19 protein-coding genes and 1 pseudogene are annotated in these 26,299 nt (G+C 69.9%); 5 read left to right on the top strand and 15 right to left on the bottom strand.

The window, feature by feature from the left end; translation table 11 throughout:
• Position 1: 1 nt before the first annotated feature.
• From ccsB to hemL, 6 genes are read right to left on the bottom strand one after another with little or no spacing between them, the layout of a single operon-like run.
• Positions 2-1,036: a c-type cytochrome biogenesis protein CcsB gene (ccsB, locus tag ACWCOV_RS04565; protein ID WP_449827832.1), complete on the bottom strand. Its 1,035-nt coding sequence runs from the start codon at positions 1,034-1,036 to the stop codon at positions 2-4.
• Positions 1,033-2,607 carry a cytochrome c biogenesis protein ResB gene (gene resB, locus ACWCOV_RS04570; RefSeq protein ID WP_449827833.1) on the bottom strand — a complete coding sequence of 525 codons (1,575 nt, stop codon included), beginning with the start codon at positions 2,605-2,607 and terminating at the stop codon, positions 1,033-1,035. Before resB ends, ccsB begins: the two co-directional genes overlap by 4 nt.
• Position 2,608: 1 nt before the next feature.
• Complete coding sequence (locus tag ACWCOV_RS04575; protein WP_449827834.1) at positions 2,609-3,352, bottom strand: cytochrome c biogenesis CcdA family protein; 744 nt, start codon at positions 3,350-3,352, stop codon at positions 2,609-2,611.
• A complete protein-coding gene (locus tag ACWCOV_RS04580) occupies positions 3,352-3,921 on the bottom strand; it encodes a TlpA family protein disulfide reductase (protein ID WP_449827835.1) in 570 nt (189 codons plus the stop codon). The genes ACWCOV_RS04575 and ACWCOV_RS04580 overlap by 1 nt, the downstream gene beginning before the upstream one ends.
• Positions 3,921-4,544 carry a histidine phosphatase family protein gene (locus tag ACWCOV_RS04585; protein WP_449827992.1) on the bottom strand — a complete coding sequence of 208 codons (624 nt, stop codon included), beginning with the start codon at positions 4,542-4,544 and terminating at the stop codon, positions 3,921-3,923. Before ACWCOV_RS04585 ends, ACWCOV_RS04580 begins: the two co-directional genes overlap by 1 nt.
• A gap of 60 nt (positions 4,545-4,604) precedes the next feature.
• Positions 4,605-5,927, bottom strand: a complete 1,323-nt coding sequence (hemL, locus tag ACWCOV_RS04590) for a glutamate-1-semialdehyde 2,1-aminomutase (RefSeq protein ID WP_449827836.1) — start codon at positions 5,925-5,927, stop codon at positions 4,605-4,607.
• A 240-nt stretch (positions 5,928-6,167) separates the two neighbouring features.
• Between hemL and ACWCOV_RS04595 the strand changes: the two genes are divergently transcribed.
• Positions 6,168-7,526, top strand: a complete 1,359-nt coding sequence (locus tag ACWCOV_RS04595) for a lytic murein transglycosylase (RefSeq protein ID WP_449827837.1) — start codon at positions 6,168-6,170, stop codon at positions 7,524-7,526.
• Positions 7,527-7,637: 111 nt separating this feature from the next.
• Here the strand turns inward: ACWCOV_RS04595 and ACWCOV_RS04600 are convergent, their stop codons facing one another.
• Complete coding sequence (locus ACWCOV_RS04600; RefSeq protein ID WP_449827838.1) at positions 7,638-11,312, bottom strand: S8 family serine peptidase; 3,675 nt, start codon at positions 11,310-11,312, stop codon at positions 7,638-7,640.
• Between the two features lie 119 nt (positions 11,313-11,431).
• Entirely contained in the window at positions 11,432-12,391 is a 960-nt protein-coding gene (locus ACWCOV_RS04605) for an LLM class F420-dependent oxidoreductase (protein ID WP_449827839.1), read from the bottom strand.
• A 207-nt stretch (positions 12,392-12,598) separates the two neighbouring features.
• Between ACWCOV_RS04605 and ACWCOV_RS04610 the strand changes: the two genes are divergently transcribed.
• A complete protein-coding gene (locus ACWCOV_RS04610; protein WP_449827840.1) occupies positions 12,599-15,760 on the top strand; it encodes a glycoside hydrolase family 3 protein in 3,162 nt (1,053 codons plus the stop codon).
• A gap of 112 nt (positions 15,761-15,872) precedes the next feature.
• On the opposite strand, the gene ACWCOV_RS04615 is transcribed toward ACWCOV_RS04610, so the two are convergent.
• The 3 genes from ACWCOV_RS04615 to ACWCOV_RS04625 all read right to left on the bottom strand — a co-directional run bounded on the left by ACWCOV_RS04615 (position 15,873) and on the right by ACWCOV_RS04625 (position 19,648).
• On the bottom strand, positions 15,873-18,017 hold the full coding sequence (locus tag ACWCOV_RS04615) for an MMPL family transporter (RefSeq protein WP_449827841.1): 2,145 nt from the start codon (positions 18,015-18,017) through the stop codon (positions 15,873-15,875).
• Positions 18,018-18,114: 97 nt separating this feature from the next.
• Positions 18,115-19,044, bottom strand: coding sequence for a GlxA family transcriptional regulator (locus tag ACWCOV_RS04620; RefSeq protein ID WP_449827842.1), 930 nt, complete (start codon positions 19,042-19,044; stop codon positions 18,115-18,117).
• A 4-nt stretch (positions 19,045-19,048) separates the two neighbouring features.
• Complete coding sequence (locus ACWCOV_RS04625; RefSeq protein WP_449827843.1) at positions 19,049-19,648, bottom strand: isochorismatase family protein; 600 nt, start codon at positions 19,646-19,648, stop codon at positions 19,049-19,051.
• A gap of 227 nt (positions 19,649-19,875) precedes the next feature.
• Here ACWCOV_RS04625 and ACWCOV_RS04630 point away from each other — a divergent pair, with 227 nt between their 5' ends.
• Entirely contained in the window at positions 19,876-21,096 is a 1,221-nt protein-coding gene (locus ACWCOV_RS04630) for an aldose epimerase family protein (RefSeq protein ID WP_449827844.1), read from the top strand.
• A 100-nt stretch (positions 21,097-21,196) separates the two neighbouring features.
• Here the strand turns inward: ACWCOV_RS04630 and ACWCOV_RS04635 are convergent, their stop codons facing one another.
• Positions 21,197-21,784 carry a DJ-1/PfpI family protein gene (locus ACWCOV_RS04635; protein WP_449827845.1) on the bottom strand — a complete coding sequence of 196 codons (588 nt, stop codon included), beginning with the start codon at positions 21,782-21,784 and terminating at the stop codon, positions 21,197-21,199.
• Positions 21,785-21,856: 72 nt separating this feature from the next.
• Between ACWCOV_RS04635 and ACWCOV_RS04640 the strand changes: the two genes are divergently transcribed.
• A complete protein-coding gene (locus ACWCOV_RS04640; protein ID WP_449827846.1) occupies positions 21,857-22,780 on the top strand; it encodes a GlxA family transcriptional regulator in 924 nt (307 codons plus the stop codon).
• Here the strand turns inward: ACWCOV_RS04640 and ACWCOV_RS04645 are convergent.
• The gene (locus tag ACWCOV_RS04645) at positions 22,767-23,549 is read right to left on the bottom strand and encodes an SDR family NAD(P)-dependent oxidoreductase (RefSeq protein WP_449827847.1); all 783 of its coding nucleotides are present in this window, start codon (positions 23,547-23,549) and stop codon (positions 22,767-22,769) included. The genes ACWCOV_RS04640 and ACWCOV_RS04645 overlap by 14 nt on opposite strands.
• Positions 23,550-23,653: 104 nt before the next feature.
• On the opposite strand from ACWCOV_RS04645, the gene ACWCOV_RS04650 reads away from it, so the two are divergent.
• Complete coding sequence (locus tag ACWCOV_RS04650) at positions 23,654-24,247, top strand: TetR/AcrR family transcriptional regulator (protein ID WP_449827848.1); 594 nt, start codon at positions 23,654-23,656, stop codon at positions 24,245-24,247.
• Between the two features lie 38 nt (positions 24,248-24,285).
• Here the strand turns inward: ACWCOV_RS04650 and ACWCOV_RS04655 are convergent.
• Both ACWCOV_RS04655 and ACWCOV_RS04660 read right to left on the bottom strand, forming a co-directional pair.
• Positions 24,286-24,483, bottom strand: a pseudogene (locus ACWCOV_RS04655) (TetR/AcrR family transcriptional regulator); the annotation flags it as partial.
• Between the two features lie 186 nt (positions 24,484-24,669).
• Entirely contained in the window at positions 24,670-26,076 is a 1,407-nt protein-coding gene (locus tag ACWCOV_RS04660) for a sensor histidine kinase (RefSeq protein ID WP_449827849.1), read from the bottom strand.
• Between the last annotated feature and the right edge of the window lie 223 nt (positions 26,077-26,299).

A 26,299-nucleotide genomic window follows, 5' to 3' on the forward strand; every position in this document is an offset into this window, starting at 1 on the left:
CTCAGATCCCAGCGTAGGAGTGCAGGCCGGACACCAACAGGTTCACTCCGACGAAGTTGAAAAGGAAGACGAACCAGCCGACGATCGCGATCACCGCGGCCCGGCGGCCCCGCCAGCCCGCCGTCGCGCGGGCGTGCAGGTAGGCGGCGTACACGACCCAGGTGACCAGCGACCAGACCTCCTTCGGGTCCCAGCCCCAGTAGCGGCCCCAGGCGTACTCGGCCCAGATCGGGCCGGCCACCAGTACGCCGAACGTCCACAGCGGGAACGCGAACGCGAGCACCTTGTACGCCGTGCCGTCCATCGCCTCGGCGCTCGGCAGCCGGCGCAGCGACGCCGACATGGTGCCCCCGGCAAGCACGCGTCGCTCGGCGCGGGCCTTGATCAGGTACAGCACCGAGACCAGGCCGCCGACGGTGAACGCGCCGCCGGAGATCGCGGCCGCGGACACGTGGATGACGAGCCAGTACGAGTGCAGGGCCGGCACGAGCGGACCGGCCGGTGTGTAGAGCGCGAGCGTCGCCAGGCCGAGTACGGCGGCCACGACCAGCGTCACGCCGAGGCCGAGCCACTGCAGCTTGTAGCGGTGCACGAAGATCAGGTAGACCGCGGCGACCGCCAGGGACGCCGTGATCGAGAACTCGTACATGTTGCCCCACGGCACCCGCTCCGCCGCCAGACCACGGGTCAGCACACCACCCAGGTGCAGGACGAACGCCAACCAAGTCAGCAACACACCGACACGGCTCGCAGCCGCCATCCGCTCAGACCGAGCGGCGCCGTCGGCGCCGATGGTGGAGGAGGAGCCGGCAGCCGGCGCGTCAGAAGAGCCAGAGCCCGCCGAGCCGGAGGCGGATGCGAGCGAGGCGGTGGTGACCAGGGCCTCGGTCGGGGCTTCTGCCTCGGTGGTCTCGCGAACGACCGCGGCGCGGCCCAGCGCCCATTCCAGGGCATGGGAGACCATGGCGAGGGCGTAGATGACCGTGGCGGTCGGGATCAGCAGGTTGGAGACTTGCGCGTAGGTCTCCGGGCTCATGGTTTCTCCTGCGTGCTCGAACGGTCTGGTTGTAGTGCCTTGCTGATGGCCTGGAGCTCGTCACCGAGGCCGCGCTCGGGTCCGCGGTCCAGTCCGGCGACCTCGACCACGGTACGCCCGTCCTCGGTCCGGACCCGCACCCAGGTACGGCGTGGGTGCACGAACAGCGACCCCATCAGCCCGAGGATCGCCAGCAGGATGCCCGCCAGCGCGAGGTCGGTGCCGGGAGTGTGGCTGACCTGCAGCTTCACCCAGCGGCTGTACCCGTCGAAGGTGATCGAGCCCATCTTGTCCGGCAGCGTGGTGGTCTGCCCCGGCGCCATCTGGAACCGCAGCTTGTCGCCGTCCTTCTCGAACTGGGTCAGCTTCGACTTGTCCAGCTGGTACACCGACTCCGGCTTCCCGGTCTCCGGCTGCGGCCGGCCGTAGTACGCCGTCATCACGAGCTCGGGGTTGAGGTCGTCGGGGAACACCGAGACCGGCCCGCGCTGGTCGATCACCGCGGTCGGCAGGAAGAACCCTTCGAACCCGAGCTGGGCCGGCCGGGCGTCCGGCGCCTTGATCACACCGAAGGACGAGAAGTTGCCGTCCTGCGGCAGGAACGGCGCCGGCCCGGAGAACGCGACCTGCCCGTTCCCGTCCTTCACCGTCACCCGCGGCGCGTAGCCGTGGCCGAGCAGGTAGACGCTGCTGCCGTCCAGCTTGAGCGGGTGGTTGACCTTCAGGTCGTACGACTTCTCCGGCGCGTCCGGCGTCTCCTGGTAGGTCAGCTGCGCGTTGAACTCGCGCGCCGCGCCCCGCTGCGGCCCGTCCTCCTGGAACTTCACCTGGAAGTCCTTCACGGTCAGCGAGAACGGCGGCAGGCCGTCCTCGCTGAACACGCGGCCCGGCACGAAGTCGTCGTACTGCGCCAGGGAGTTGGAGAAACCGTTGCCGACGACAACCAGCACGGTGCCGCGGTAGCCGAACAGAGAGCCCCAGGCGACCCCGATCAGGGCCAGGATCAGGGAGAAGTGGAAGAGCAGGTTGCCGGCCTCGCGCAGGTAACCACGCTCGGCCCCGACGGCGCCGTCGTAGGCCTGCACCCGGAACCGCCGCTTGCGAAGCTCGCGGGTGGCGACCTCCAGGACGTCACCGGGCTCGTCGACGGTGAAGCTCTGGTAGCCGGGCAGCCGGTTGAGGTTGCGCGGCGGCTTCGGCGGGCGGGCCCGGAGGGCCTTCAGGTACACGCCGAGCCGGGGCACGACGCACCCGATCAGCGAGATGAACAGCAGCAGGTAGATGGCCGAGAACCAGGCCGACTTGTAGACGTCGAAGAGCCCGAGCTTGTCGTAGAGCGGCCCGAGCTTCGGGTGCGCCTCGAGGAAGTCCGCCACCTTGATCGGGTCGATCGCCGTCTGCGGGATCAGCGATCCGGGGACGGCGCCGAGCGCGAGCAGGAAGAGCAGCACCAGCGCCGTCTTCATCGACGTGAGCTGCCGCCAGGTCCAGCGCAGCCAGCCCACGAATCCCAGTGCCGGCGGCGCCGGGGGCTCCGGCGGCGCGGTGACGCGGTCCTTGACGTCGGTCATGTCACACCGCCGACCCGAAGTTGCTGACCCACTGCCGCAGATCGGCGGTCATCGAATCCCACACTCCCGTCAGCAGCAGCAGTCCCACCGCGATCATCAGCACACCGCCGATCCGGATGACCAGCACCTGGTGGGCCCGGACCCACGCCACCGCGCTCAGCATCCGCCGGAACGCCAGCGCCGCGACGATGAACGGAATCCCCAGCCCGAGGCTGAACACGACCGCCAGCGCCGCGCCCCGCCCGGCGCTGCCCTCGGTCGCGGCCAGCGTCATCACGGTCCCGAGCGTCGGTCCGATGCACGGCGTCCAGCCGAATCCGAACAGTACGCCGAGCAGCGGCGCCGCCGCGATCCCGACCGCCGGCACCCGGTGCACCCGCAGGTCCTTCTGCAGAAACCCGAAACCGCCGAGGAACACCAGGCCCAGTACGACGGTCGCCGCGCCGAGCACCCGGGTGATCACAGTCTGGTGCTCGAGCAGCGCGTCACCGGCCGCGCCGAACACCACCCCGGTCAGGATGAACACGGCCGAGAACCCGGCCACGAACAAGGCCGTCCCGGCCAGCATCCGCCCGCGGGCCTTCGACCCGAGCTCGGCCGCGGACAGCCCGGTCACGTAGGACAGGTAGCCGGGCAGCAACGGGACGACGCACGGCGAGAAGAACGAGATCGCACCGGCCAGCACCGCGATCGGCAGTGCCAGCAGCATCGACCCCGTCATCGAGTCGGCGAACCACTCACCCATCAGCTACTCGCGTCTTTCACCATTCCGAGAAGCGTTTGCTTCGTCACCGGCCCGAGCACCCGGGACGCGACCTTGCCCTCCTTGTCGATCACCAGGGTGGACGGGATCGAGCTGGCCGAGATCTTCTGGCCGCGGAACTTCAGCAGCAGCTTGCCCTGCGGGTCGTAGATGCTCGGGTACGGAATCTTGAACACGTCGACGAACCTCTTCGGCGCCGCCTTGTCCAGGTCCCGGGTGTTCAGCCCGATGAACTGCACCGACTCGCCGAGCTCGGTCGCGGCCTCACCGAAGGCAGGCGCCTCCTCCCGGCACGGTCCGCACCACGAACCCCACACGTTCAGCACGACGACCTTGCCCTTGGCGTCGGTCAACTGCCACGCCGCCCCGTCCAGCGTCGTACCGCCGAAGTCCGGCGCGGCCACCCGCTCGCCCGCCGGGAACGACGCCACCCGGCCGTTCCCGCTGACGAACCCGGTCTGTCCCTGCCGGTTCTCCGCAGCGTCCTGGCCGGAGCTGCAGCCCGCGACCAGGAGCACTGCGGCGACGGCAAACGCCGTACGGCGAAACATCAGGCGCCACCCACGAACTTCTTGGGGTTCTTGACCGGCAGCAGATCCTTGGCCGGCTCGGCATACCCGACGGAGACGATCGACTCGCCGTGGAAGGTGAACGAGGTCAGGCTGGCCAGGCTGCACTGGCGCTTGCGCGGGTCGTGCAGCATCCGCCGGTTCTCGATCGCGGACCGGACGATCCAGATCGGCAGCTGGTGCGACACGATCAGCGCCTCGTGGCCCGCGGCCTTCTGCCGGGCGGTCTCGATCGCGTCCCGCATCCGCCGGACCAGCTGGCTGTAGGGCTCACCCCAGGACGGCTTCCACGGGTTGCGCAGCAGCCACCAGGCACTCGGCTGGCGCAGCGCGCCGTCGCCGACGCCGAACTTCTTGCCCTCGAACAGGTTCGCCGCCTCGATCACCCGCTCGTCGATGTCCGGGGTGAGGCCGAACACCTTGGCGATCGGCTCCATCGTCTCCTGGGCCCGCTCCAGCGGCGAGCTGACCAGGTGCACGATGTCGCGGCCCTTCACGTGCTCGGCCACACGCTCGGCCATGGCGCGGCCGAGCTCGGACAGGTGGAAGTCGGGGATCCGGCCGTAGAGCACCCCGGTCGGGTTGTGCACCTCGCCGTGACGCATCAGGTGCACGACCGTCGTTTCGGTCACCGCTGCCCCTCAATCAAGTTCGACACAGCCTTCTCAGTTCTGTACTGCGGCGGCCGCCCGGGCCGCCGGGGCGAGGGCGGACTCCAGCTCGGCCAGCGCGTCGTCGTCGATGGCGGAACTGACGAACCACGCCTCGAAGGCACTCGGCGGCAGGTAGACGCCGGCGTCCAGCATGGCATGGAAGAACGCCGCGAACCGGGGCAGCACCTGGGCGTTCGCACCGGCGAAGTCCCGGATCTCGGCGGATCCCTCCATGGACTCCACGAAGAAGACGCTGAAGAGGTTCCCGGCGGCCTGAATGACGTGCGGCACACCTTCCTTCTCCAGCGCGGTCCCGACCAGGCGCTGGATGGTGGCCGACGTCTCGTCGAGCCGGCGGTAGACCTCGTCGGTTGCCAGCCGCAACGTGGTCAGGCCGGCCGCGGTCGCCACCGGGTTCCCGGACAGCGTGCCCGCCTGGTAGACCGAGCCCTCCGGGGCCAGGTGGGCCATCACGTCGGCCCGGCCACCGAACGCGGCGGCCGGGAAACCACCGCCCATCACCTTGCCGAACGTCATCAGGTCCGGCTGGACGCCGTCCACGCCGTACCAACCGGAGCGGGTGATCCGGAAGCCGGTCATCACCTCGTCGGAGATGAACAGCGCGCCGTTCTCGGTGCAGGTGCGCGCCAGGAACGCGTTGAAGTCGTCGCGGGGCGGGACCACGCCCATGTTGCCGGGGGACGCCTCGGTGATCACGGCCGCGATCTGGTCGCCGTACTCGGCGAAGGCGGCGGTGACGGCGGCCTGGTCGTTGTACGGCAGCACGATCGTGTCGGCCGTGGTGGCCTCGGTGACACCCGGCGTGCCGGGGATGCCGAGGGTGATCACGCCGGAGCCGGCCTGAGCGAGCAGCGCGTCCACGTGACCGTGGTAGCAGCCGGCGAACTTCACGATCTTCGCGCGCCCGGTGAACCCGCGGGCCAGCCGGAGCGCGGACATGGTCGCCTCGGTCCCGGACGACACCAGCCGGACCTTGTCCACCGGGGTCCGGGCGACGATCTCCTCGCCGAGCAGCACCTCGGTCTCGGTCGGCGTCCCGTACGACGTCCCGCGGGAGACCGCGGCCTGGACGGCGGCGGTCACCTCCGGGTGCGCGTGGCCGAGCAGCATCGGCCCCCAGGAGCAGACCAGGTCGAGGTAGCGGTGGCCGTCGACGTCGGTGATGTGACATCGGTCACCCGATGCCATGAAACGCGGCACGCCGCCGACGGCGCGGAACGCACGCACGGGAGAGTTGACCCCGCCCGGGGTGACTGCGGAAGCCCTCTCGAAGAGCGCGGCGGACTGTTCAGTGTGGTCGGGCACGGCCGCCATTCTCCCCGACCGGCCAGTCGATCCGGTGGGCGGGCAGCACCAATTGCCGCCGCGGGGCTTCACTTGTGCGTTGTTACGCGCCAGTATGGGTACCCGGTGACCGCTCGTACACGGTCTGGCCCGGCGCGTAACCCACGCACGGGGCGGGCGTTAGACCAAGGGACGGCGGCAACCGACACGACGAATGACCGTCCGCGGCGTGGGGCCGGACAGGTCGATGAGTCACGGAGGGGATCATCGATGGCGAAGGGCAAGCGCCGCGCCACCGGGAGCGGATGGCGTCAGGTGGCGCCGTTGGTTCCACTGGCGCTGTTCGCGAGCGCATTCACCGTCAGCGCCACAGACGATCCGGCAGTCGCCACGGCCGCGCTGGAGCAGGGCCTGGCCGGCAACGACCCGGTCGTGGTCCCCGCCAAACCGATCGCCGAACCGGCCAACGTGCCGGTGCCGGGCGTGGTCGGCCCCGGCGTCGACCCCGGTGAGCAGCCGACCCAGGTGGTCTCCGGCCTGTCCCGGAACGGGATCCCGACCCTGGCCCTGAAGGCGTACTCGCGGGCCCAGCAGGTGATGGCCCAGGTCGACCCGGCCTGCAACCTCCCGTGGACGCTGGTGGCGGCGATCGGCCGGGTGGAGTCGAACCACGGCCGCTTCGGCGGCAACTCGCTGAACTCCAGGGGCGTCGCCGTACCGGGCATCTTCGGCCCGCGGCTGGACGGCGCGAGCACGGCGCGGATCACCGACACGGACGCGGGTGCGTTCGACGGTGACGGCGCGTTCGACCGCGCGGTCGGCCCGATGCAGTTCATCCCCGGCACCTGGCGGTCGATGGGGGTGGACGGTGACGGCGACGGCGTCCGGAACCCGCAGGACATCGACGACGCGGCGATGTCGACCGCGGTCTACCTGTGCTCCGGCAAGACCGACCTGTCAAACGCGAGCGACCTGAACTCGGCCGTCCTGCGCTACAACCACTCCCAGCAGTACGCCGACCTGGTGATCAGCATCGCCAAGGCGTACGCCGGTGGCAGCTGGATCGCGGTCGGCAACGGCACCGAGAGCGGTGACCAGGGCATCGACCGGGCCGGCGAGCAGATCGGCGACCCGACCATCGACGCCCCGGCCGACGACAACCTTCCGCAGGCGGTGGACCTGCCGACGTACCCGGCCACCAAGCCGACGCCGGGGGCGGTGGAGCAGAGCGGCAAGCCGAGCACCGAGCCGACCAAGAAGCCGCCGTCGACCACCGACCCGACGACGAAGCCGACCACCAAGCCGCCGGCCACGAGCGACCCGACCGCCCCGACGCCGAAGCCGCCGGCCACGACGCCGAGCGCGCCCGGGCTGGCCACGCTGCAGACCGCCGCCGGCCTGATCGTCGGCACCGTCGGCAGCACGGTGGGCGAGCTGACCAAGGCCACGCAGTACTGCCAGGCGGAGATGGCGAAGGTGACCATCACCAAGCCGACCCAGGAGCAGCTGCAGAAGTGCGTGACCGCCTACCAGACCGGCGGCACCAAGGCCGTCGACCAGGTCATCCGAAACCTGCTGTCGCTGCTCGGACTGCTGGGCGTCCTCGGTGGAGGCATCGGCGGTAGCTGACGTAACTGGACCGGCGCGCCTGCCCCCACCCCTCCCTGGGCGCGCCCCCGGCGACGCCACGGAGCACCTCCCCCCGGCTTCGTGGCGTCGCCCTTTAACGATCTATACGGCCTACCTCTCGACCGCCCAGGCCTTCTCGATGGTCTGGCTGATCCGGTTGCCGATCAGGTCGGTCGCGGTGACCCGGATGTTCGCGTACGACGCATCGGCCGGCGCATCGGGAAGCTCTGCCCGCACCGTGCGGCCCACGCCCCGCAACCGCAGTGGCTGCCAGGTCTGCCCGTCGTACGAGATCTCGGCGGTGGTCCGGAAGATGCCCAGACCGCGCACCCCGGGCTGGTAGCCGGGCGTCAGCTCGAGCCGGCCGTCGGCCACCTTGTAGTCGACCTGGACGAGTGGCAACACGGCACGTTCGCGCGACGGCTTGGAGAAGAAACGCCACTCCGTGTGGGTCGCGGTCGAGGTGGTCGCCCAGCTCTTCGGGCCACGCTTCTGGTCCAGCGTCAGGTCGTACCAGGCCGCCTTCGCCGGTACGGCGAACTGCGCGACCGACCAGTTCTTGCTGCCGAGCTCCACGCCGTTGCTGCTGAGCTTCAGGCTCGTCACGTCACCGCGGTCGCCCCAACCGTAGGTGTCGCCGTCGCCGCTCACGTACTGCGGGATCGCGATTCGCAGCGCGTTCTCGAAGCGGGCCGCGGGCAGTCCCTCGGACTCGCTGCCCGTCGCGTTGTAGGGGGTCGCCGGCCGCATCAGCGACTCCCACCAGCCGCGGGTGACCTTCTCGTTCGGGTGGTAGCCGCGGGCGATCGTGTACTCGAACCCAGACTCGTTCCACTCCCCTGCGGCCGTCCGCTCGTCCCACGTGACGCCCTTGAGGTCGGTGGCGAGGTAGTCCGTCCGGGTGACCGGTCCGGTGACCTGACGGGTCGAGGTGAGACCCGTCGCGATCCCCGGTAGGTGTGCGATCCGCTGGTCGGTGTGCAGGTACCACGCGTCATTGCGGCCGTAGTCCGTGGTCACCGCGGCCGGGCGCATTCTGCCGATGTCGTAGGTCAGCGGGCCGCGCACCGTCGACGGCCCGACGGCCAGGTCGTAGCGGTAGGTGCTGTCGAGCAGACCGGTCAGCTGGAACGTCACCGGTCCCTCGGCGAGCAGGTCGAGCAGTTGCTTCCCCTGCTCGGCTCGCAGCAGGTAGAACGGGATGCCCTGCTCGGAGCCGGTCGACCAGAAGCCGGGCTTCTCGTTGTACATGAACACGGCCTTGGCCCCGGCGTCCTTCGCCGCCTTGACCTGCTCCGTCACCTCGTCCAGCGACTTCCACCGGATCAGCGCCACCTTGTCCTTGGCGCCGGCCAGCTCACCCGCCGTACCGTCGCCGCCGTTGAACAGCGGCAGCTTCTCGTTTCCGACGAAGACGGTCCGGTACGACGCTTCGTCCGGCGTCGGCAGGCGGAAGCTGCTGCCCGAGCCGTTGACGTCGACGGTCAGCTTCGGCTGCGCGAGGTCCCACCGCTGCACGACCTGGAAGGTGCCGTTGGCAACCTTTCCGAAGTCCTGGACGTAGACACCGTCGGCGACCCGCTCGTTGTACGCCCAGCCGGAGACCGCGTCCCGGTCGCCGACCTTGCGGTGCCAGGCGATCCCGATGCTCTGCGCGTCCGCTCGCAGCGGGGTCTTCACCGTGACCTTGTTCGCGGTCCGGGCGTCGAAGGTGAACGTGCGGTCGCGGTCGATCCACTCGTCCGGATCGCCCATCAGCGTGACCGAGTCGGTCCAGTCGGCCTCGTCGCCGCCCATCGCGTACGCCATCACGCTGTACCGCCCGGTCGGCACCTCGAGGGTCCGGCTGCCGGTCTGGTCGAACGCGATCGCCTGCACGTCGCCGGTGTCCTGGTTCCACAACTGGACCCCGCTGGCGCCCCCCTTCGTGGTCGCCGGCTCGCCGTCGCGGCCGATCCCGTTCACCGTCACCTGGTTCAGCCGTCCCCCGGCCGCGAACCCGAGCCCGGTCCGGTACGACGTCCCGCCGGAACGGGCCGTGAGGACCCCGGAGTACTTGGCCGGCTGAGTCTTGGCCAGGTCCAGGGAGACGGTGGCGGACGCCGTACCGCCGGCCGGGATCGTGAGCCGCGCCGGGCTGACCGCGAGCGCAGCCTTGATCTTCCCAGGCGACTCGGCGCCGACGGTCAGGTCGAGGGTGACAGGCCGGTTCGAGTTGTTGCGGTAGGCAACCGTGCGGGTGACCGGCGCCGGGGCGGCCGGGCCGCTCCAGGACAAGTCGCCGAAGAACAGGTTCGCCGTGTCCGGGAGGACCTTCGGGTCGAGGGCCTTCGGGATGTCGATCCGGCCGAGACCCTGCTGATCGGCCCTCGCCGCGGCCGACGGGACAGCGGTCGCGGCAAGGGCAGCCTTGAGTTGCTGCCCGGTCCAGTCCGGGTGACGCTGGGCCAGGATCGCGGCCGCGCCGGCGACGTGCGGAGTCGCCATCGAGGTGCCGCTCATCGCGGTGTAGTACTCGCTCAGCACGTGGCCCTGCTCGGTCCCGGCCGCGCGGGCGGCCGCGATCTCGACACCGGGCGCGGTCACCTCGGGCTTCAGGGCACCGTCACCGAGCCGCGGGCCGCGGCTGGAGAAGTACGCCAGTTCGTCGTCGCGGTCGATCGCGCCGACGGTGAGCGCCTCGGCCGCCGTGCCCGGAGACGCAACGGCTTCCTCCGCGCCGGCGTTGCCGGCCGCGATCACGAACAGCGCGCCGCTGGACTGGGAGAGCTGGTCGACGGCCTGGCTCATCGGGTCGGAGCCGTCGGTCGGCCAGCCGCCGAGGCTCATGCTGACCACCTTCGCGCCCTGCTGGACGGCCCACTCCATCCCGGCGATCGCCTCGGAGTCCAGGCCGCTGCCGCTGTTGTCGAGCACCTTGCCGATCAGCAGGTCCGCGCCGGGCGCGACACCCTTGCGCTTGCCGTCGGACGCCGTACCGAGGCCGGCGACGATCGACGCGGTGTGGGTGCCGTGGCCGTGCAGGTCCTGGACCGGCTGGTCCGGGACGAAGCTCTCCGACGCCACCACCTGCTTGGCGAGGTCGGGGTGGCCGGCGTCGTATCCGGTGTCGAGGACGGCGACCTTGACGCCGCGGCCGTCGTACCCGGCCTGCCACGCGGTCGGGGCACCGATCTGTTTCGTGGACTGGTCGAGGGTGGCGTGGGTGCGGCCGTCGAGCCAGATCTTGCTGACCTGGCCGGTCTTGAAGGTGGTCGGTCCGCTGATCCCGTCCCAGAAGGTCTTGGCGTCCGACTTCTGCACGCTGACCGCGGTGCTGCCGACGCTGGGGAGGGTACGGCGGACGGTCGCGGCCTGTGGCGCGCTCGGGGTGCTGCGCAGGGTCTTCGGAGCGGCGAGGAGGAGGGGCAGGCGGTCGCTGCTCGCGTCGTCGTACCCCTGGGCGACGAGGTCGGTCAGGTTGAAGAGCCGCTGGTCGAGGCGGCCTTCGGTGAGCAGCGGGTACGCCTCGGCCGGGACCAGGCTGAGATCGCCGTCGAAGGTGCCGAAGTAGTACGGCTCGTCGCTGGTCAGCCGGGCGGAGACCTGGCCGTTCGAGCTGGTGATCAGCTCGGCGACGTCGCCGGTGATCAGGGTGATCCGCTGAGTGCTCGCACCCGGGGTCGGGCGATCAGCGGTCGCAGCGGGGATGTCGGCGGCTTGTGCGGAGGTGGTCGCCAGCAGCAGGGCGCTGGCGACCACCGTCGCGAGCAGGCTCTTCGCGAGCCGTGACGATCGGGTAGTCACAGGGGGATACCTCCCGATGCCCCGACCCACGCGAGGCCATCCTCGGGAGCCTTACAGTTGCCCTAAGCCCCGGTCCACCGGTCCTGGTGACGGACATCCGCCATGACCGGTACCAGCCATCACGAGTACCGCTTGGCCACCTGCTCCACGCGGTCGACGAGGTCCACGTCGTACGCGACACCCGGGACGTAGAAGTTGACGTAGTCGGCGCCGGCCTCCAGGGCGGCCTCGACCTTGTCGGCGATCTCGTCCTCGGTGGCGATGAAGTTGTCCCGGTCGAACTTCTCCCGGTTCATCGGGCCGAGCGCCTTCTCGGTCGCCTTCTGCGGGTCGTCACCCTTGTCGATCGGGAACACGTTGAAGTTGGTCGACTTGATGATGTCGTCGTAGTTGCGGCCGACCTTCTCGCAGTGCTGCCGCAGGATGTCGCACTTCTCCTTGATCACGTCCGGGTTGCCGCCGCCGATGTTCGCGGCGTCGCCGTACTGCGCGACCAGCTTCAGCGTGACCTGCGGACCGCCGCCGCCGATCCAGAAGCTCGGGTGCGGCTTGCGGACACCCTTCGGCTCGTTGATCGGCGCGTCGATCGAGTAGTACTTGCCGTTGTAGACCGGCTTGTCCTCGGTCCACATCTTGTAGATGATCTCGGTCGCCTCCCGGAAGGCGGCCATCCGCGGCTTGGTGTCGGTCCACTCGTAGCCGTAGGCCTTCCACTCGTGCTCGTACCAGCCGGCGCCGATCCCGGCGTACAGCCGGCCGTGGCTGGCCACGTCGACGGTGGAGGCGATCTTCGCGTAGAGCGCGGGGTTGCGGTACCCGTTGCAGCCGACCATCTGGCCGATGTTCACCCGCTGGGTGTCCCGGGCCAGCGCCGCCGTCGCGGACCAGCACTCGAAGGTGGTGTTGTCACTCGGCTCCGGCACCGTGTGGAAGTGGTCGAACAGCCAGATCGAGTCCCACGACTGCGCGTCGGCCCGCTTGGCGACCGCTGTCATCGCCTCCCACTGCTCGATCGGATCGGCGATCTGCGCCAGATCCATCTTCCAGCCCTGCGGAACAAAAATGCCGAAACGTGTCATGCCACCATCCTTTCCAACCACCCCCGCCAGGGTCCATCACCACAGCTACTGAATTTGCACTCAATCAGACCACTCCAGCTTCTGAATCCCGTCGCCGTGAGAGCGCTCTAGTTTCGGAACCGGCGGGGTATTGACCGGCGGCTGGGGAGGGCTGAGAGTCGGGCCCGAGACGCGGGCGCGGCCCGCGCCCGAGCCTAGGAGTCGCCCATGCCCAGGTGGCCAGTTCTTCGCCGTCCGCAACGCCGGACGGCGCTCGTCGCGGCGACCGCGCTGATCGCCGGAATCCTGTCGGCCGCGCCCGCGGCGGCGGATGATCCGGCGCCGATCGTGCTGGCGGCGTTCGAAGGGGGTGAGCCGTTCGCGTCGCCGCCCAATCCGGGGATCTTCGGGTGGGGTAGTGACGGGGACGACCCGCCGACGATGGAGCTGCAGGCGCGGGCGGACGCTCCGAGTGGCGAGAAGGTGCTGCACGGGACCTACAACATCAGTGGCTGGGGTGGGTTCAGCCACGACGTGACGTTCGACCAGAACCCGGGTGACTGGTCGGCGCACAAGGGCATCCGGTTCTGGTGGTACGGGCAGAACACCGCGCCGTTGCCGCCCGGCTCCGGCAAGCGGATCTTCTTCGAGATCAAGGACGGCGGCGCCAACGCCGAGGCCTCCGAGCTGTGGAACACCAGCTTCACCGACGACTGGCAGGGCTGGCACCTGGTCGAGATCCCGTTCAGCGACCTGGTCTACCGCGGCGACTACCAGCCGGTCGGCGGGATCGACCAGATCCTGAACCTGACCCACATGTGGGGTTACGCGTTCACCATGCCGGCCGGGTCGCCGGGTGAGTTCGCGATCGACCAGGTCGAGGTGTTCGGCAAGGCCGACCCGGCGCTCAAGGCGAGCGTCGTCACCGACGCCGGGGTGTACCCGGTCAAGGAGGGCGGCACCGCCCAGGTCAGGATCTCCGTCGGGACCACCGGCAGCACGCCGCTCGAGGAGCCGGTCACCGTCGCCTACCAGACCGGCGCCGGCAGCGCGGGCTCCGACGACTACACGCCGACGACCGGCACCATCACCTTCCCGGCAGGTACGGCGTCCGGCGCATCGCAGACCGTCTCCGTCACCACGAAGAAGGACCGCACCGCTGAGGTCGCCGAGACGATTCCGCTCGAGCTCACGGTCACCGGCGCGAAGCCGCCGTCGGCCCAGCCGACCGTGGTGATCAACGCCCACGACCTGCCGTACCTGAACAGCAAGCTCCCGATCAAGAAGCGCGTCGCGGACCTGCTCGCCCGGATGAACCTGGCCGAGAAGGTCGGCCAGATGACCCAGGCCGAGCGCAACGCGCTCCGGTCCCGCACCGACATCGCGACGTACGCCCTCGGCTCGCTGCTGTCCGGCGGCGGCTCGGTGCCGACCCCGAACACCCCGGCCGCCTGGGCCGCGATGATCGACAACTTCCAGCTGAACGCGCAGGCGACCCGGCTGCAGATCCCGTTGATCTACGGCGTCGACGCGGTCCACGGGCACAACAACGTGGTCGGCGCGACGATCCTGCCGCACAACCTCGGGATCGGCGCGACCCGGGATCCGGACCTGGCCCGCCGTACCGGTGAGGTGACCGCGACCGAGGTCCGCGCCACCGGCATCCCGTGGGACTTCGCGCCGTGCGTGTGCGTCGTCCGCGACGACCGCTGGGGCCGCACCTACGAGGGGTACGGCGAGGACCCGGCGCTCGTGCAATCGATGGCGACCGTGATCACCGGTCTGCAGGGCAAGGCCGACGGCAGCCAGCTCAAGCAGAACAACCGGGTGCTGGCGACCGCAAAGCACTTCGTCGGCGACGGCGGCACGACATACGGCTCGTCGACGACCGGGTCGTACAAGATCGACCAGGGCGTCACCGAGGTCACCCGGCAGCAGTTGGAGACCTTGCACCTCGCGCCGTTCCAGACCTCTGTCGATCTCGGCGTCGGCACCGTGATGCCGTCGTACTCGAGTGTCGCGGTCGACGGCCAGGCGCCGGTGAAGATGCACGGCAACGGCGAGCTGATCAACGGCGTGCTGAAGGACCGGATGGGCTTCGGCGGGTTCGTGATCAGCGACTGGCAGGCGATCGACCAGCTGCCGGGCGACTACCCGAGCGACATCCGGACGTCGGTCAATGCCGGCCTCGACATGATCATGGTGCCGACGAACTACCAGGGCTTCACCCAGGGCCTGACCGACGAGGTCACCGCCGGCCGGATCCCGATGACCCGGCTCGACGACGCGGTCCGGCGGATCCTGACCGAGAAGTTCAAGCTCGGCCTGTTCGAGAAGCCGTACGCCGACACCTCCCGGATCGCCGACATCGGGTCGGCGGCGCACCGGGCGGTCGGTCGCGAGGCCGCGGCCAAGTCCCAGGTGCTGCTGAAGAACGACGGCAACCTGCTGCCCCTGGCCGCGACGAACAAGGTGTACGTCGCCGGCAGCAACGCCAACGACCTCGGCAACCAGATGGGCGGCTGGAGCATCAGCTGGCAGGGCGGCTCCGGTGCGACGACCACCGGCACGACGATCCTGGACGGGATCAAGCAGGTGGCCCCGACCGCGACCTTCAGCGCGGACGCGTCGGCGCCGCTGGAGGGTCACGACGTCGGCGTGGTCGTGGTCGGCGAACGCCCGTACGCCGAGGGAATCGGTGACGTGGGCAACGGGCACGACCTGCTGCTGTCGGCCGCGGACAAGACCGCGGTGGACAAGGTCTGCGGTGCGATGAAGTGCGTCGTGCTGATCGTGTCCGGCCGGCCGCAGGTGATCGCGGATCAGCTGGGCACCATCGACGCCCTGGTCGCGTCCTGGCTGCCCGGCACCGAGGGCGCGGGTGTCGCGGACGTGCTGTTCGGCAAGCGGCCCTTCACCGGTCGTCTCCCGGTCAGCTGGCCGCGGGCGGAAGACCAGCAGCCGTTGAACGTCGGAGACGCGTCGTACGACCCGCAGTACCCCTACGGCTGGGGTCTGACCACGCAGGCGACGGCCCGGCAGAAGCTGACCGAGGCCCGCAACGTCCTGCTGCGGAAGCACGACCCGTACGCCCTGGCTGCGGGTGTCGCTGCCGGTGTCGCGCTCCAGGTCAAGGACTGGTCAGGACCGCAGGCGACCATTGCGCTGGCGGCTCTGGCGCAGTCGGCGAAGTACCTGGAGCGAACCAAGGCCGACTCCTACGCCGAAGGTGACGCGGTGGTGAGCGCGGCGCGCTGGATCGCGCAGAACCGGATCGGGCAGGCCATCGACGAGCCGGCGTCCAAGCTGACGTCGGACGCCGAGCACCTGCTCCTGACCGGGCACCTGAACGCGGCCGTCGGCAAGCTGACGACCGCCTTCACGAACTAGCCGAGTGACGGCCGGGACGGGCCCCTCTCCCATCCCGGCCGTCACATCCCCCGCGGCTCTTCCCCCCGGCACCTGGTAGACGCAGGGCCGGGCGAAAAGGTTGGACTTCGGTCTAGACCGACGCGAGCTCACGCTCCCGGGCCGCCGGGGTGGCAGCCGCCGCGAGCTTGTTCGGCCACCAGGCCTTGCGGCCGAGCAGGACCATGCTCGACGGCAGCATCACGATCCGGACCAAGGTGGCGTCGATCAGCACGGCGACGGCCAGGCCGACCCCCATCTGCTTCATCTCGAGCATGCCGAGGGTGGCGAAGACCGCGAACACCGAGATCATCACCGCCGCCGCGCTCGTCACCACGCCCGCCGACTCGGTGATGCCCTTGCGGACGGCCTCCCGCGGCGTCAACCCCGCCGCGACGCCTTCCCGGATCCGGCCGAGCACGAACACGTGGTAGTCCATCGACAGCCCGACCAGGATCACGAACAGGAACAGCGGGATCCACGAGACCACGAACCCGGCCGAGGTGAACCCGAGCAACCCTTCGGCCCAGGTGTGCTGGAACACCAGCGCCAGGACGCCGAAGCACGCGGCGACCGAGGCCAGGTTCAGCAACGTCGTCACCACCGCGATCGCAACGCTGCGGAAGGTCACCGCCATCATCACCAGCGTCAGCGCCAGCACGAACGCGATCACGTACGGCAGCTTGTCCCGCTGGTTGTTGCCGTAGTCAACGGACTCCGCCGACTCCCCGCCGACCGCCCAGGTCACCGACCCCAGCGCGGCCGGCGCCAGCTCGTTGCGCAGCTGACCGAGCGCGGTGGAGGCGTTCTCACTGCTCTCCGGCAACACCGACACCAAGGTCAGGACGGCGGTCCCGTCACCCTGCCGGATCGCCTCCCCCGGCGCCACGACGAAGTTTCCACTCTGTACGGCGGACTGCTGCAGCCCGGCCAACGCCGTGACGGCACCTCCGCCTTGCGCGACGACGTCGTACGACAGACCGCCCTGGGACGGGAAGTTGGCCTGCAGATCCTTCAGCGTGCGCACCTCGGGGATGCTCTGCGGCAGCGTGTTCAGGTCCGCCGGCTCGGTCTTCATCCCCAGCGCCGGTACGGCGAGGGCCACCACAGCGACCGCGGACAGCGACAGCGCGGCGCGCGGATGACGCAGTACGGGCGCCAGGACGCGGCGGCTGATGCCACCCGGCCCGATGCGCCGGTTGAGCCGCCACAGCAGCGGAACACGCGGCCGGTCGACCCGGTGCCCCAGCTTCGCGAGCAGCGCCGGCAGGACGGTCAGCGAGCCGAGCACCGCAACCGCGACGACCACGATCGTTGCCGTTGCCATCGACGCGAAGGTGGCGTCCTGGGCGACGTACAGACCGGCCATCGAGACGATCACGGCGAAGCCGGAGACGACCACCGAGTGCCCGGAGGTCGCCGCGGCGATCTCGACCGCGTCCAGGGTGTTGTGCCCCTTGCGACGCTCCTCACGCTCCCGCTTGAGGTAGAACAGCGAGTAGTCGACGCCGACCGCCATACCGATCAGCATCACGACGTTCGCCACCGAGCCGCCGTCCGGGAACAGGTAGGACAGTGGCGCGTAGAAGCCGAGGGCGGCGCCGACGGCCGAGAACGCCAGCAGCACCGGGATCCCGGCCGCGATCAGGGCGCCGAAGGCCAGCAGCATCAGCACGAAGGTGATCGGCAGGCTGAGCTTCTCCGCCTTCACCAGGTCGGAGCCGACCTGCTTCCAGATCCCGGCGTCGACCGACGCGCTGCCGGCCTGCGCGATGGTCAGGTCCGGGTTCGCCTGCTGCACCTCGGCGGTGGTGGCGACGATCTTCTCGATGTTGTCCGCGGCATCGTCGTCCGTCCCTTTGAGCTCCATCGGCAGCAGCGCGGCCTTGCCGTTCTGGGACCACACCGGCTGGCCGACGGCCTGCACCGACTCGAGTGCTCCGAGCTTCTGCTGCAGCTGGGCGATCGCCGTACTCGCTGCTGCCTTGTCCAGCAGGCCGTCCGGATCGGTCAGCAGGACGGTCTCGGTCGGGCGGTCGCCCAGGTTGGCCTTCTCGATCAGTTCCGCGGCCTGGCCGGACTGGCCGACCCAGGTGTCCTTGTCTTCCGCCTGCTGCTTCGGGATGACCACCGACATCCCGACCGCGACGACGACGAGCAGCAGCCAGAGGCCGATCGCCCGCCATGGATGGGTAGCACTCCAGCGCGCGACGCGCACAGTCACAGAACCCCTGCTCACCTTGCCCCACCTCTTCCTTGTACCGGTCAGGACGAGCCTGTCCGGAACGCGGGCGGAACTCAGGAGTCCTGAGCCCCCGCCGGTGGTGGAGGTAGGCCTACCCTGCGACCGGTTCGGCGGTACGGGAGCGGAGCCGGCGCAGCATCCGGGCGTCCTCGAAGCCGACCGCGCGGGCGGCGGCCTCGACCGTCGCGCCGTGGCCGATCAGGTGCTCGGCGCGCTCCAGCCGCAGCAGCTGCTGGTAGCGCAAGGGGGTCAGGCCGGTCGCGGCGGTGAAGATCCGGGTCAGGGTCCGCTCGCTGACCCCGACCTGCCGGGCGAGCTCGGTCAGCAGCAGCCGGTCGGCGTACCGGGCGTCGATGACGTCCTGCACCCGGTGGGCGAGATCGCTGAGGTGACCGCGATGCCGCAGCATCGCGCTCTCCTGCAGCTCGTCGCCGTTCCGCCGCGCGTAGACGACCATCTCGCGGGCCACCCGGGCGGCCGCCTCGGCGCCGTGCTGGCCCGCGACCAGGTGCAGTGCCAAGTCGATGCCACTCGCGATCCCCGCCGAGGTGATCACACGGTCGTCCACGACGTACAGGACGTCCCGCACGATCGTCGCCCGCGGGTACCGGGCCGCCAGCTCGTCGGTCAGGTCGTGATGCGTGGTGTACCGCCGCCCGTCGAGCAGCCCGGCCGCTCCCAGCGCATCGGCTCCCGAGCACACACTCGCCACCGAGCCGCCGCCGGCGTGATGACTGCGCAACCGCTGCCTGGTCTCCGGCCCGATCGGCGGCACCGGCGACAACCGCGGCGACCGCCATCCCGGGACGACGATCAGGTCGCCAGGCCCCAGGTCGGGCCAGTCCAGCCGGGCCTTCACCGGGACACCCTGCGCGGTGATGATCTCGTCGGTCTCCGCCACGTAGCTCAGCCGGTAGCCGTAGCCGAGGTCGTTCGCGGTCGAGAAGACCTGCGCCGGCCCGGCCAGATCCAGCAGGTGCAGCTTCGGCACCAGCAGGAAGGCCACGTGGGTGGGGCTCATCTGGTCAGGATGGCACGGGTACGGCGGTGAGGTCGTCGAGCGTCCGAATGGTGGCGAACCGGCCGGCCAGCGCGTACTCGGTCCGCTCGGTGACGACCTCGGGGCTGAGGGTCCGCGGGTCGGCCAGGACCTCCTCGAGGGTCGCGTCGGCCGGCATCGTCCAGTGCGGCAGCGGGGTGGTCGCGGTCGCCTCGGTGACGAACACGACGTCGTACCCGAAGTCGGACGCGACCCGCGCGGTCGTCTCGCAGCACTGCTCGGTGCGGATGCCGCTGATCACCAACTCCGTGACGCCGTGCTGGGTCAGCTGCTGCTGCAGATTCGTTGTGCTGAAGGCGTTGTGCGACGTCTTGGTGATCATCGGCTCGCCGTCGGCCGGCTCGAGACCCTCGATCAGCCGGACGTGGCCGTTGGCCGGGTCGAAGGCGCCGCCGGTGCCCGGCTCGGAGTGCAGCACCCAGACCACCAGGTCGCCCTTGTCCCGGGCCGCGCGGACCAGCCGGCCGACCCGGTCGGCGATGTCGGGGTGGTTCACGGCCTGCCAGTTCGGGCGGACCCGGAAGGATTCCTGGACGTCGATCACGATCAGTGCGGTTCGGCTCATGACGATCATCCTGGCGGCCGGGCGCCGTACCGCTGAAGACCCGATCGGGCCCGCCGCCGGACGGATCCGGTCAAGGCCCGCGGAACCTCTCCAGCCTCGTGCAGTCATCGGACGAATTCAAACCGTTACGAACTGTTCCAAACACTGGACACTCGTGCTTATCGTGCCCGGGTCGGCCCTGTGAGAACGCTCTCGCCGACACTCGACGACTCAGTGAGGGGATTGCGATGTCTGACCAGTTACCTCGCCGCCAGGTCCTGCGGACAGCCGGGGCCATCGGCCTGGGCGCGGCTGCCGCGGGCGGTCTCAGTGGGGTGGCCCAGGCCAGTTCGGCCGCTGGTACGACGGATAGGTTGACCGCCATGGGCGAACACCACGGCAGGTTCGAGATCCGCAAGGACCCGTTCGGCACCACCCCGGACGGGCAGCAGGTCGACGTCTACACGTTCACCAACGGCCGGGTCACCATCTCGATGCTGACCTGGGGCGCCACCATCCAGCGGGTCGAGACCCCGAACCGGCGCGGCCGCACCGAGAACATCAGCCTCGGCTTCGACAACCTGCCGGACTACGCGACGCTCAGCCCGTACTTCGGCTCCACCATCGGCCGGTACGGCAACCGGATCGCGAAGGGCCGGTTCACCCTCGACGGGACGACGTACCAGATCCCGGTCAACAACGGCGAGAACGCGTTGCACGGCGGCACCATCGGCTTCGACAAGAAGGTGTGGAAGGCCAAGGTCGTCCGCAGCGACAAGGCCGTCGGGGTCGCGTTCAGCTACGTCAGCCCGGACGGCGAGATGGGCTTCCCGGGTGAGCTCACCACGACCGTGACCTACACGCTCGACCGCCGCGACACGCTGCGGATCGGCTACCACGCGACCGTCGCGGGCAAGCCGACCGTGGTGAACCTGACCAACCACGTGTACTTCAACCTGGCCGGTGAGGGCAGCGGCTCGATCGACGGCCACGTGCTGGAGCTGGACGCGCCGTCGTACACCCCGGTCGACGCCGGGCTGATCCCGACCGGCGAGATCGCGCCGACGGCCGGCACGCCGTTCGACTTCAGCAAGCCGACCGCGATCGGCAAGCGGATCCGCGACGACCACCCGCAGCTGGTGATCGGGCGCGGGTACGACCACAACTTCGTCCTCGGCGCCGAGCCCGGCAAGGACGGCCTGCGCTTCGCGGCCCGCTTCTGGGAGCCCGAGGAGGGCCGGACCGTCACCGTCCACACCACCGAGCCGGGTGCGCAGTTCTACAGCGGCAACTTCCTGGACGGCACCTTCCAGGGCATCGGCAACAAGTCCTACCGCCAGGGCGACGCCTTCGCGTTCGAGACGCAGCACTTCCCGGACTCCCCCAACCACCCCAACTTCCCGTCCACCGTCCTCCGCCCCGGCGAGACCTACACCTCCACCACGACGTACACCTTCGGCACGAAGTAGGCGAGGCCGGACGCCCAGGCCATCACAATCACCGCTCCCGGCAGCACCGCCGCCGGCCAACGCACTGCAGCTGCGATTGTGATGGCCTGGCGGTCCGCACCTACCTCATCCAGACGGTGCCCTGGCGGTCGCGGCCGATCCATTGTTCGAGGGCTACGACCTCGGGGTTGGCGTTCAGTTCGCGTTCGAGCAGCCAGCAGGCCAGGTCGACTCCGGCGAACCAGCCGGAGCCGCAGGTGACCAGGTCGCCGTCGTCGACGATCCGGGCGTCGACGACCTCGGCCCACTGGCTCAGCCGTTCGTAGTCGGCGCGGTGGGTGGTCGCGGGCCGGCCGTCGATCAGGCCTGCCGCGCCGAGCAGGAGAGATCCCGAGTCGATCCCGGCCAGCACCAGGTCGTTGCCTCCGGCCCGCTTCGCGTCCGCGAGTTGCTTCGGGATCACCCCTCGCTCGATCTCCTCCAGGATCCAGCCGCCGGACACCGCCAGCACCCGCGCGGTGGCCGGCGACCACGGCTCCAGCCCCGCGAACGTCGTTCCGTAGCAACCGGTCACCTCGGTCACCCCGTCGGCGGTCACCAGCCGGGGATCCACCGCCAGGCCGCGCCGTTTGGCGTTGGCGAACACCGCGTACGTCGCCAGCGCGTCGACCTCGGCCACACCTTCGAACATCAGCACATCGATCCGCATACCCCTCACCCTGCGGTCGGCTGGTCCACGAATGAGAGTGGCTGGAAAGACATCATCAGCTAGATTCGCGCCATGATGACCGTGGCCGTCCTCGCCGCCGAAGGCGCGATCGGACTCGAACTGGCCGGCGCCTGCCAGGTCTTCGCGACCGCCGAGGGCTTGTACGACGTCCGCGTCTGCGGCGCACCCGGTACGACGCTGATGGCCCACGACCGCCCGATCCTCAAGGCCGAGGCGCCGTACCCGTTGTCCGCGGCACTGCTGGCCGACACCCTCATCGTGCCCGCCGCCTTCGACCCGTCCGACGAGGTGGTGGAACTGATCCGGGAGGCGCATCGGCGCGGAGTGCGGATCGCGTCGATCTGCACGGGCGCGTTCGCGCTCGCGGCCGCCGGCGTGCTCGACGGGCGACGGGCAACGACGCACTGGTCCTGGGCGGACGAGCTCGCCCGCCGCTACCCGCAGGTCGAGGTCGTGGTCGACGCGCTGTATCTCGACGAGGGCGACGTACTGACCTCTGCGGGGGTCACAGCGGGGCTGGACCTCTGCCTGCATCTGGTCCGGCGCGACCACGGCTCGGCCGTCGCCGCGGAGGTCGCGCGGCGGCTGGTGATGGCGCCGCACCGGGACGGCGGGCAGGCGCAGTTCGTCACCATGCCCGTTGTCTCAGGCAACGATTCGCTCGAGCCGGTGATGCGGTGGATGCGCGACCACCTGGCCGAGCCGCTCACCCTCACCACCATCGCCGCGCACGCCGCGATGAGCCCGCGCACGCTGTCCAGGCAGTTCCGCGCCCAGACCGGCACGACCCCGCTGCAGTGGCTGATCCGGCAACGGCTCGCCCGGGCCCAAGAGCTGCTCGAGACCACCACGCTCCCGGTCGGCCAGATCGCGACCGAGGCCGGATTCACCACCCCGCTGTTGCTGCGCCAGCACTTCACGAAGGCGTTCGCGACCACCCCGACGGCCTACCGGAGGACGTTCACGCGGTCTTGATGATCCCGCCGTCGATCAGGTAGTCGGCGCCCACGATGCTCGCGGTCAGCGGCGAGCACAGCTGCACCACCAGCGTGGCGACTTCGGCGGGCTCGATCAGTCGGCCGGTCAGCATCCCGGTCTGCTCCGGCAGTCCGGCGATCAGGTCGTCCTGCGACACTCCGAGTTTCTTCGCGAGCTGACCGCCGTACTGGTCGGGGCCGACCCACAGCGCCGTCCGAACCGGACCCGGCGAGACCGTGTTCACCCGCACACCTTGCGGACCGAACTCCTCGGCGAGCGCCTTGCCCAACGCGGTCAGCGCCGCCTTGGCGGTCGTGTACGGAACCGGTCCGGCGGACGGGATCCGCGCGCCGTTCGACGAGACATTGACGATCGCGCCGCGCTGGCGAACCAGGCTCGGCAGCGCTGCCCGCGTCGTCCGCACGGCGGCGAAGTAGTTGAGCTCGAAGAACTGGCGCCACGCCTCGTCCCCGAACTCCAGGAATCCACCGGCCGCCTCACCGTCGCCACCACCGACGTTGTTCACCAGCAGGTCCAGCTCACCGACCTCCGCCAGCGCCGCGGCGACCGCGCGCTCCGGTCCTTCCGGTACGGCGAGATCGGCCGGCACGACGTACGCGCCGGTGGCCCGGAGCTCCGGGGTGGCGGTCCGGGCGACCGCGACCACCCGCACCCCTTCGGCCACGAGTCCCTCCACCACGGCCAGCCCGATGCCGCGGCTGGCTCCGGTGACCAGGGCTGTCTTGTGCTTCAGCTGCAGGTCCATCAGGACTCCTCAATAGCATCTTGCTTGACCCTGAAAACGTACTACTTGCAACATAGATGATGCAAGTAGTCGAATAGTCGCGTCTGACAGGTAGACTTGAGCCCATGAACGAGGTCGTGATTCGTCCACTGCGTGCGGACGCCGAGCGCACCGTGCGGACGGTCCTGGAGGCGGCCGAGCGGACCCTGAACCGGAAGCCGAACGCCACCATGGAGGAGATCGCGGCCGCGGCCGGCGTTGCCCGCACCACCGTGCACCGGCGGTTCGCCACCCGGGAAGCGCTGATCACCGCGATGGCGACCTGGGCGTCCCAGCAACTCGCGGACGCGGTCGAGCAGGCCCGCCCAGAAACCACACCGCCCCTCGTCGCGCTCTACCAGGCAACCGCCAACGTGCTGCGCGTCAAGCTGTCCTGGGGCTTCGCGATGAACGCGGCCCTTGCTCCAGGCAACGAAGCGGACCGGATCCAGGCCGGCGTCGTGCAGCGCTGCGACCAACTGTTCGCCCGGCTCCAACAGACCGGAGCACTCCGCGCCGACGTGGACCCGGTCTGGGCGCGCCGGGTCTACTACGCCCTCCTCCACGAGGTCTGCCAGGACCTGAGCAGCCGCGGCGCCGAAGCCGACACCGACGCACTCGCGACCCAGATCGTCGACACCCTCCTGCGTGGTGTCGGCAATCCGAACACGCAGCTCTGATCAGGACGCCGCTTGCGGTAGACGAGGAGATCGTCGACCAGTTGCTGTGGGCTCGCATGGCGCTTGCCGGTTTCGGAGAGATGACCCGTGGCCGCCAAGTCGGCGGCACCGTGGGCGACTGAACGCACCAGTGTGGCGAGGCGGACCGGATCGCCCGCCGGGAGCACACCATCAGCCTGCGCGGCTTCGACCAGGCCGATCAGCCCGGCCTGAGCAGACTCCGCCGCCGCACTGAGCTCGGGCGACTCGACGGTCCACCGACCGAAGACGACACTCCCGCAGAGTCACCGCCGCCACGCCGCGCGACACCACCTCGGCGCTCGGTGAGGTGCGAACCGCCACGCCATCGCAACGACCACCAGTCCGTCGATCTGAGCGTGCCGCCGGTGCTGGACCGGCAATTGTGATGGCCTGGCGGTCCGTCACCGCGGCAACGCCAGGGTGAAGCAGGTGTTGCCCGGGTGGGAGGTGACGGCGATCGCGCCGCCGTGGGCTTCGGTGATGGACTGGGCGAGGGAGAGGCCCAGGCCGGAGCCGCCGGAGTCGCGGGTGCGGGAGGTGTCGGCTCGGGTGAATCGCTTGAAGACGTTGGGTTGCAGGTCGGCCGGAATGCCGGGGCCGTTGTCGTGGATGGTGAGTACGGCGGAGTGCCGCTCGTCGTCCGTCCGCAGACCGACGGTCACAGTAGTCCCCGCCGGCGTGTGCCGGCGCGCGTTGCTGAGCAGGTTGGTGACGACCTGGTGCAGCCGCTGCTCGTCGGCCGTGACGACGATGGGTTCCGGCGGCAGGTTCAGCGACCAGTGGTGGTCGGGGCTGACGATGCGTGCGTCGGTCACCGAATCCAGGGCGAGGCGGCTGAGGTCGACCGGTCTGAGGTCGAGCGGCCGGCCGGCGTCCAGTCGGGCCAGCAGCAACAGGTCCTCGACCAGGGCTGCCATCCGGGTGGCTTCCACCATCACCTTGCCCATGGCGAGCGGGAGATGCTCGGGACTGCGAAGGCTGAGCTGGGCGTAGCCGTGAATCGTGGTGAGCGGCGTACGCAACTCATGCGAGGCGTCGGCGACGAACTGCCGCACCTGCTGCTCGCTGCGGTGCCGGGCATCCAACGCGCCCTCCATGTGGCCGAGCAACGTGTTCAGCGCGACCGCGACCTGACCGACCTCGGTCCGCTCGTCGGTGAGCGCGTCCGGGACGCGAGCAGTCACGCCGATCTCGCCCGTGGCCAACGGCAGGCCGGCCACCTCACGGGCGGTCTGCGCGACCCGACGCAGCGGCCGTAGTTGACGCCGTACGACGATGATCGCGACACCTCCCGCGGTGATCACGCCGATGCCGCCGAACAGCGCCTCCCATCCGATCAGGCTGTTCACCGTGTTGTGTATGTCCTGGGTGGAGAGGCCGGTGATGACTGTCGTGCCGTCGATGAGTGAGGCGTGGACGCGGTACTGGCCGAGCCCGGGTACGTCGACGGTCTCGTTCGCCGCGTTGACCGGTACGGACGAGAGCGTGTCGATCGCTTGTGTGGAGAGGCCGGCCGAGTCGCCGTCCGCGGTGATGACGTTGCCGGTCGAGGATGGGCCGGTCCGGTAGAGGGTGATCGTGCCCGCGTCCTGATGTGGGCCGCCGCCGTCCAGCGGCGGCTTGGGCCCGCCGTTGTTGTTCAGCACCCCGATCGCCCGGCTGTGCGACGCGGCCACCTTCTCGTCCAGCTGCCGGGTCAGGTACGAGCTGATCGCGGCGGTCGTCAGGACGCCGATCAACACACTGACCGTTGCCATCAACAACACGACAGCAGCGGTCACCCGCGCGGTCAGCGACTTCGGCCTCATACCCCCAGCGTGAGCCCCCAAGCCTGGCACTCCCTGGACGAATCCTGTGGGCTTCCTGGCAATCTTCCTGACGCGTCAGAGAAGTATTGGCGGCCTCGTCGTCGGATGCCGGAGGCGAGACCGTACTGCGCGAGGTTGTTCCGTACAGCATCGGTCAGGGCTCGGAGCAGGATTTCCTCCGCGGGCGCAAGGTGCGGCCCGAGTTCGTCGAGCTGGTGTGACA

Source organism: Kribbella sp. NPDC002412, from assembly GCF_053592935.1.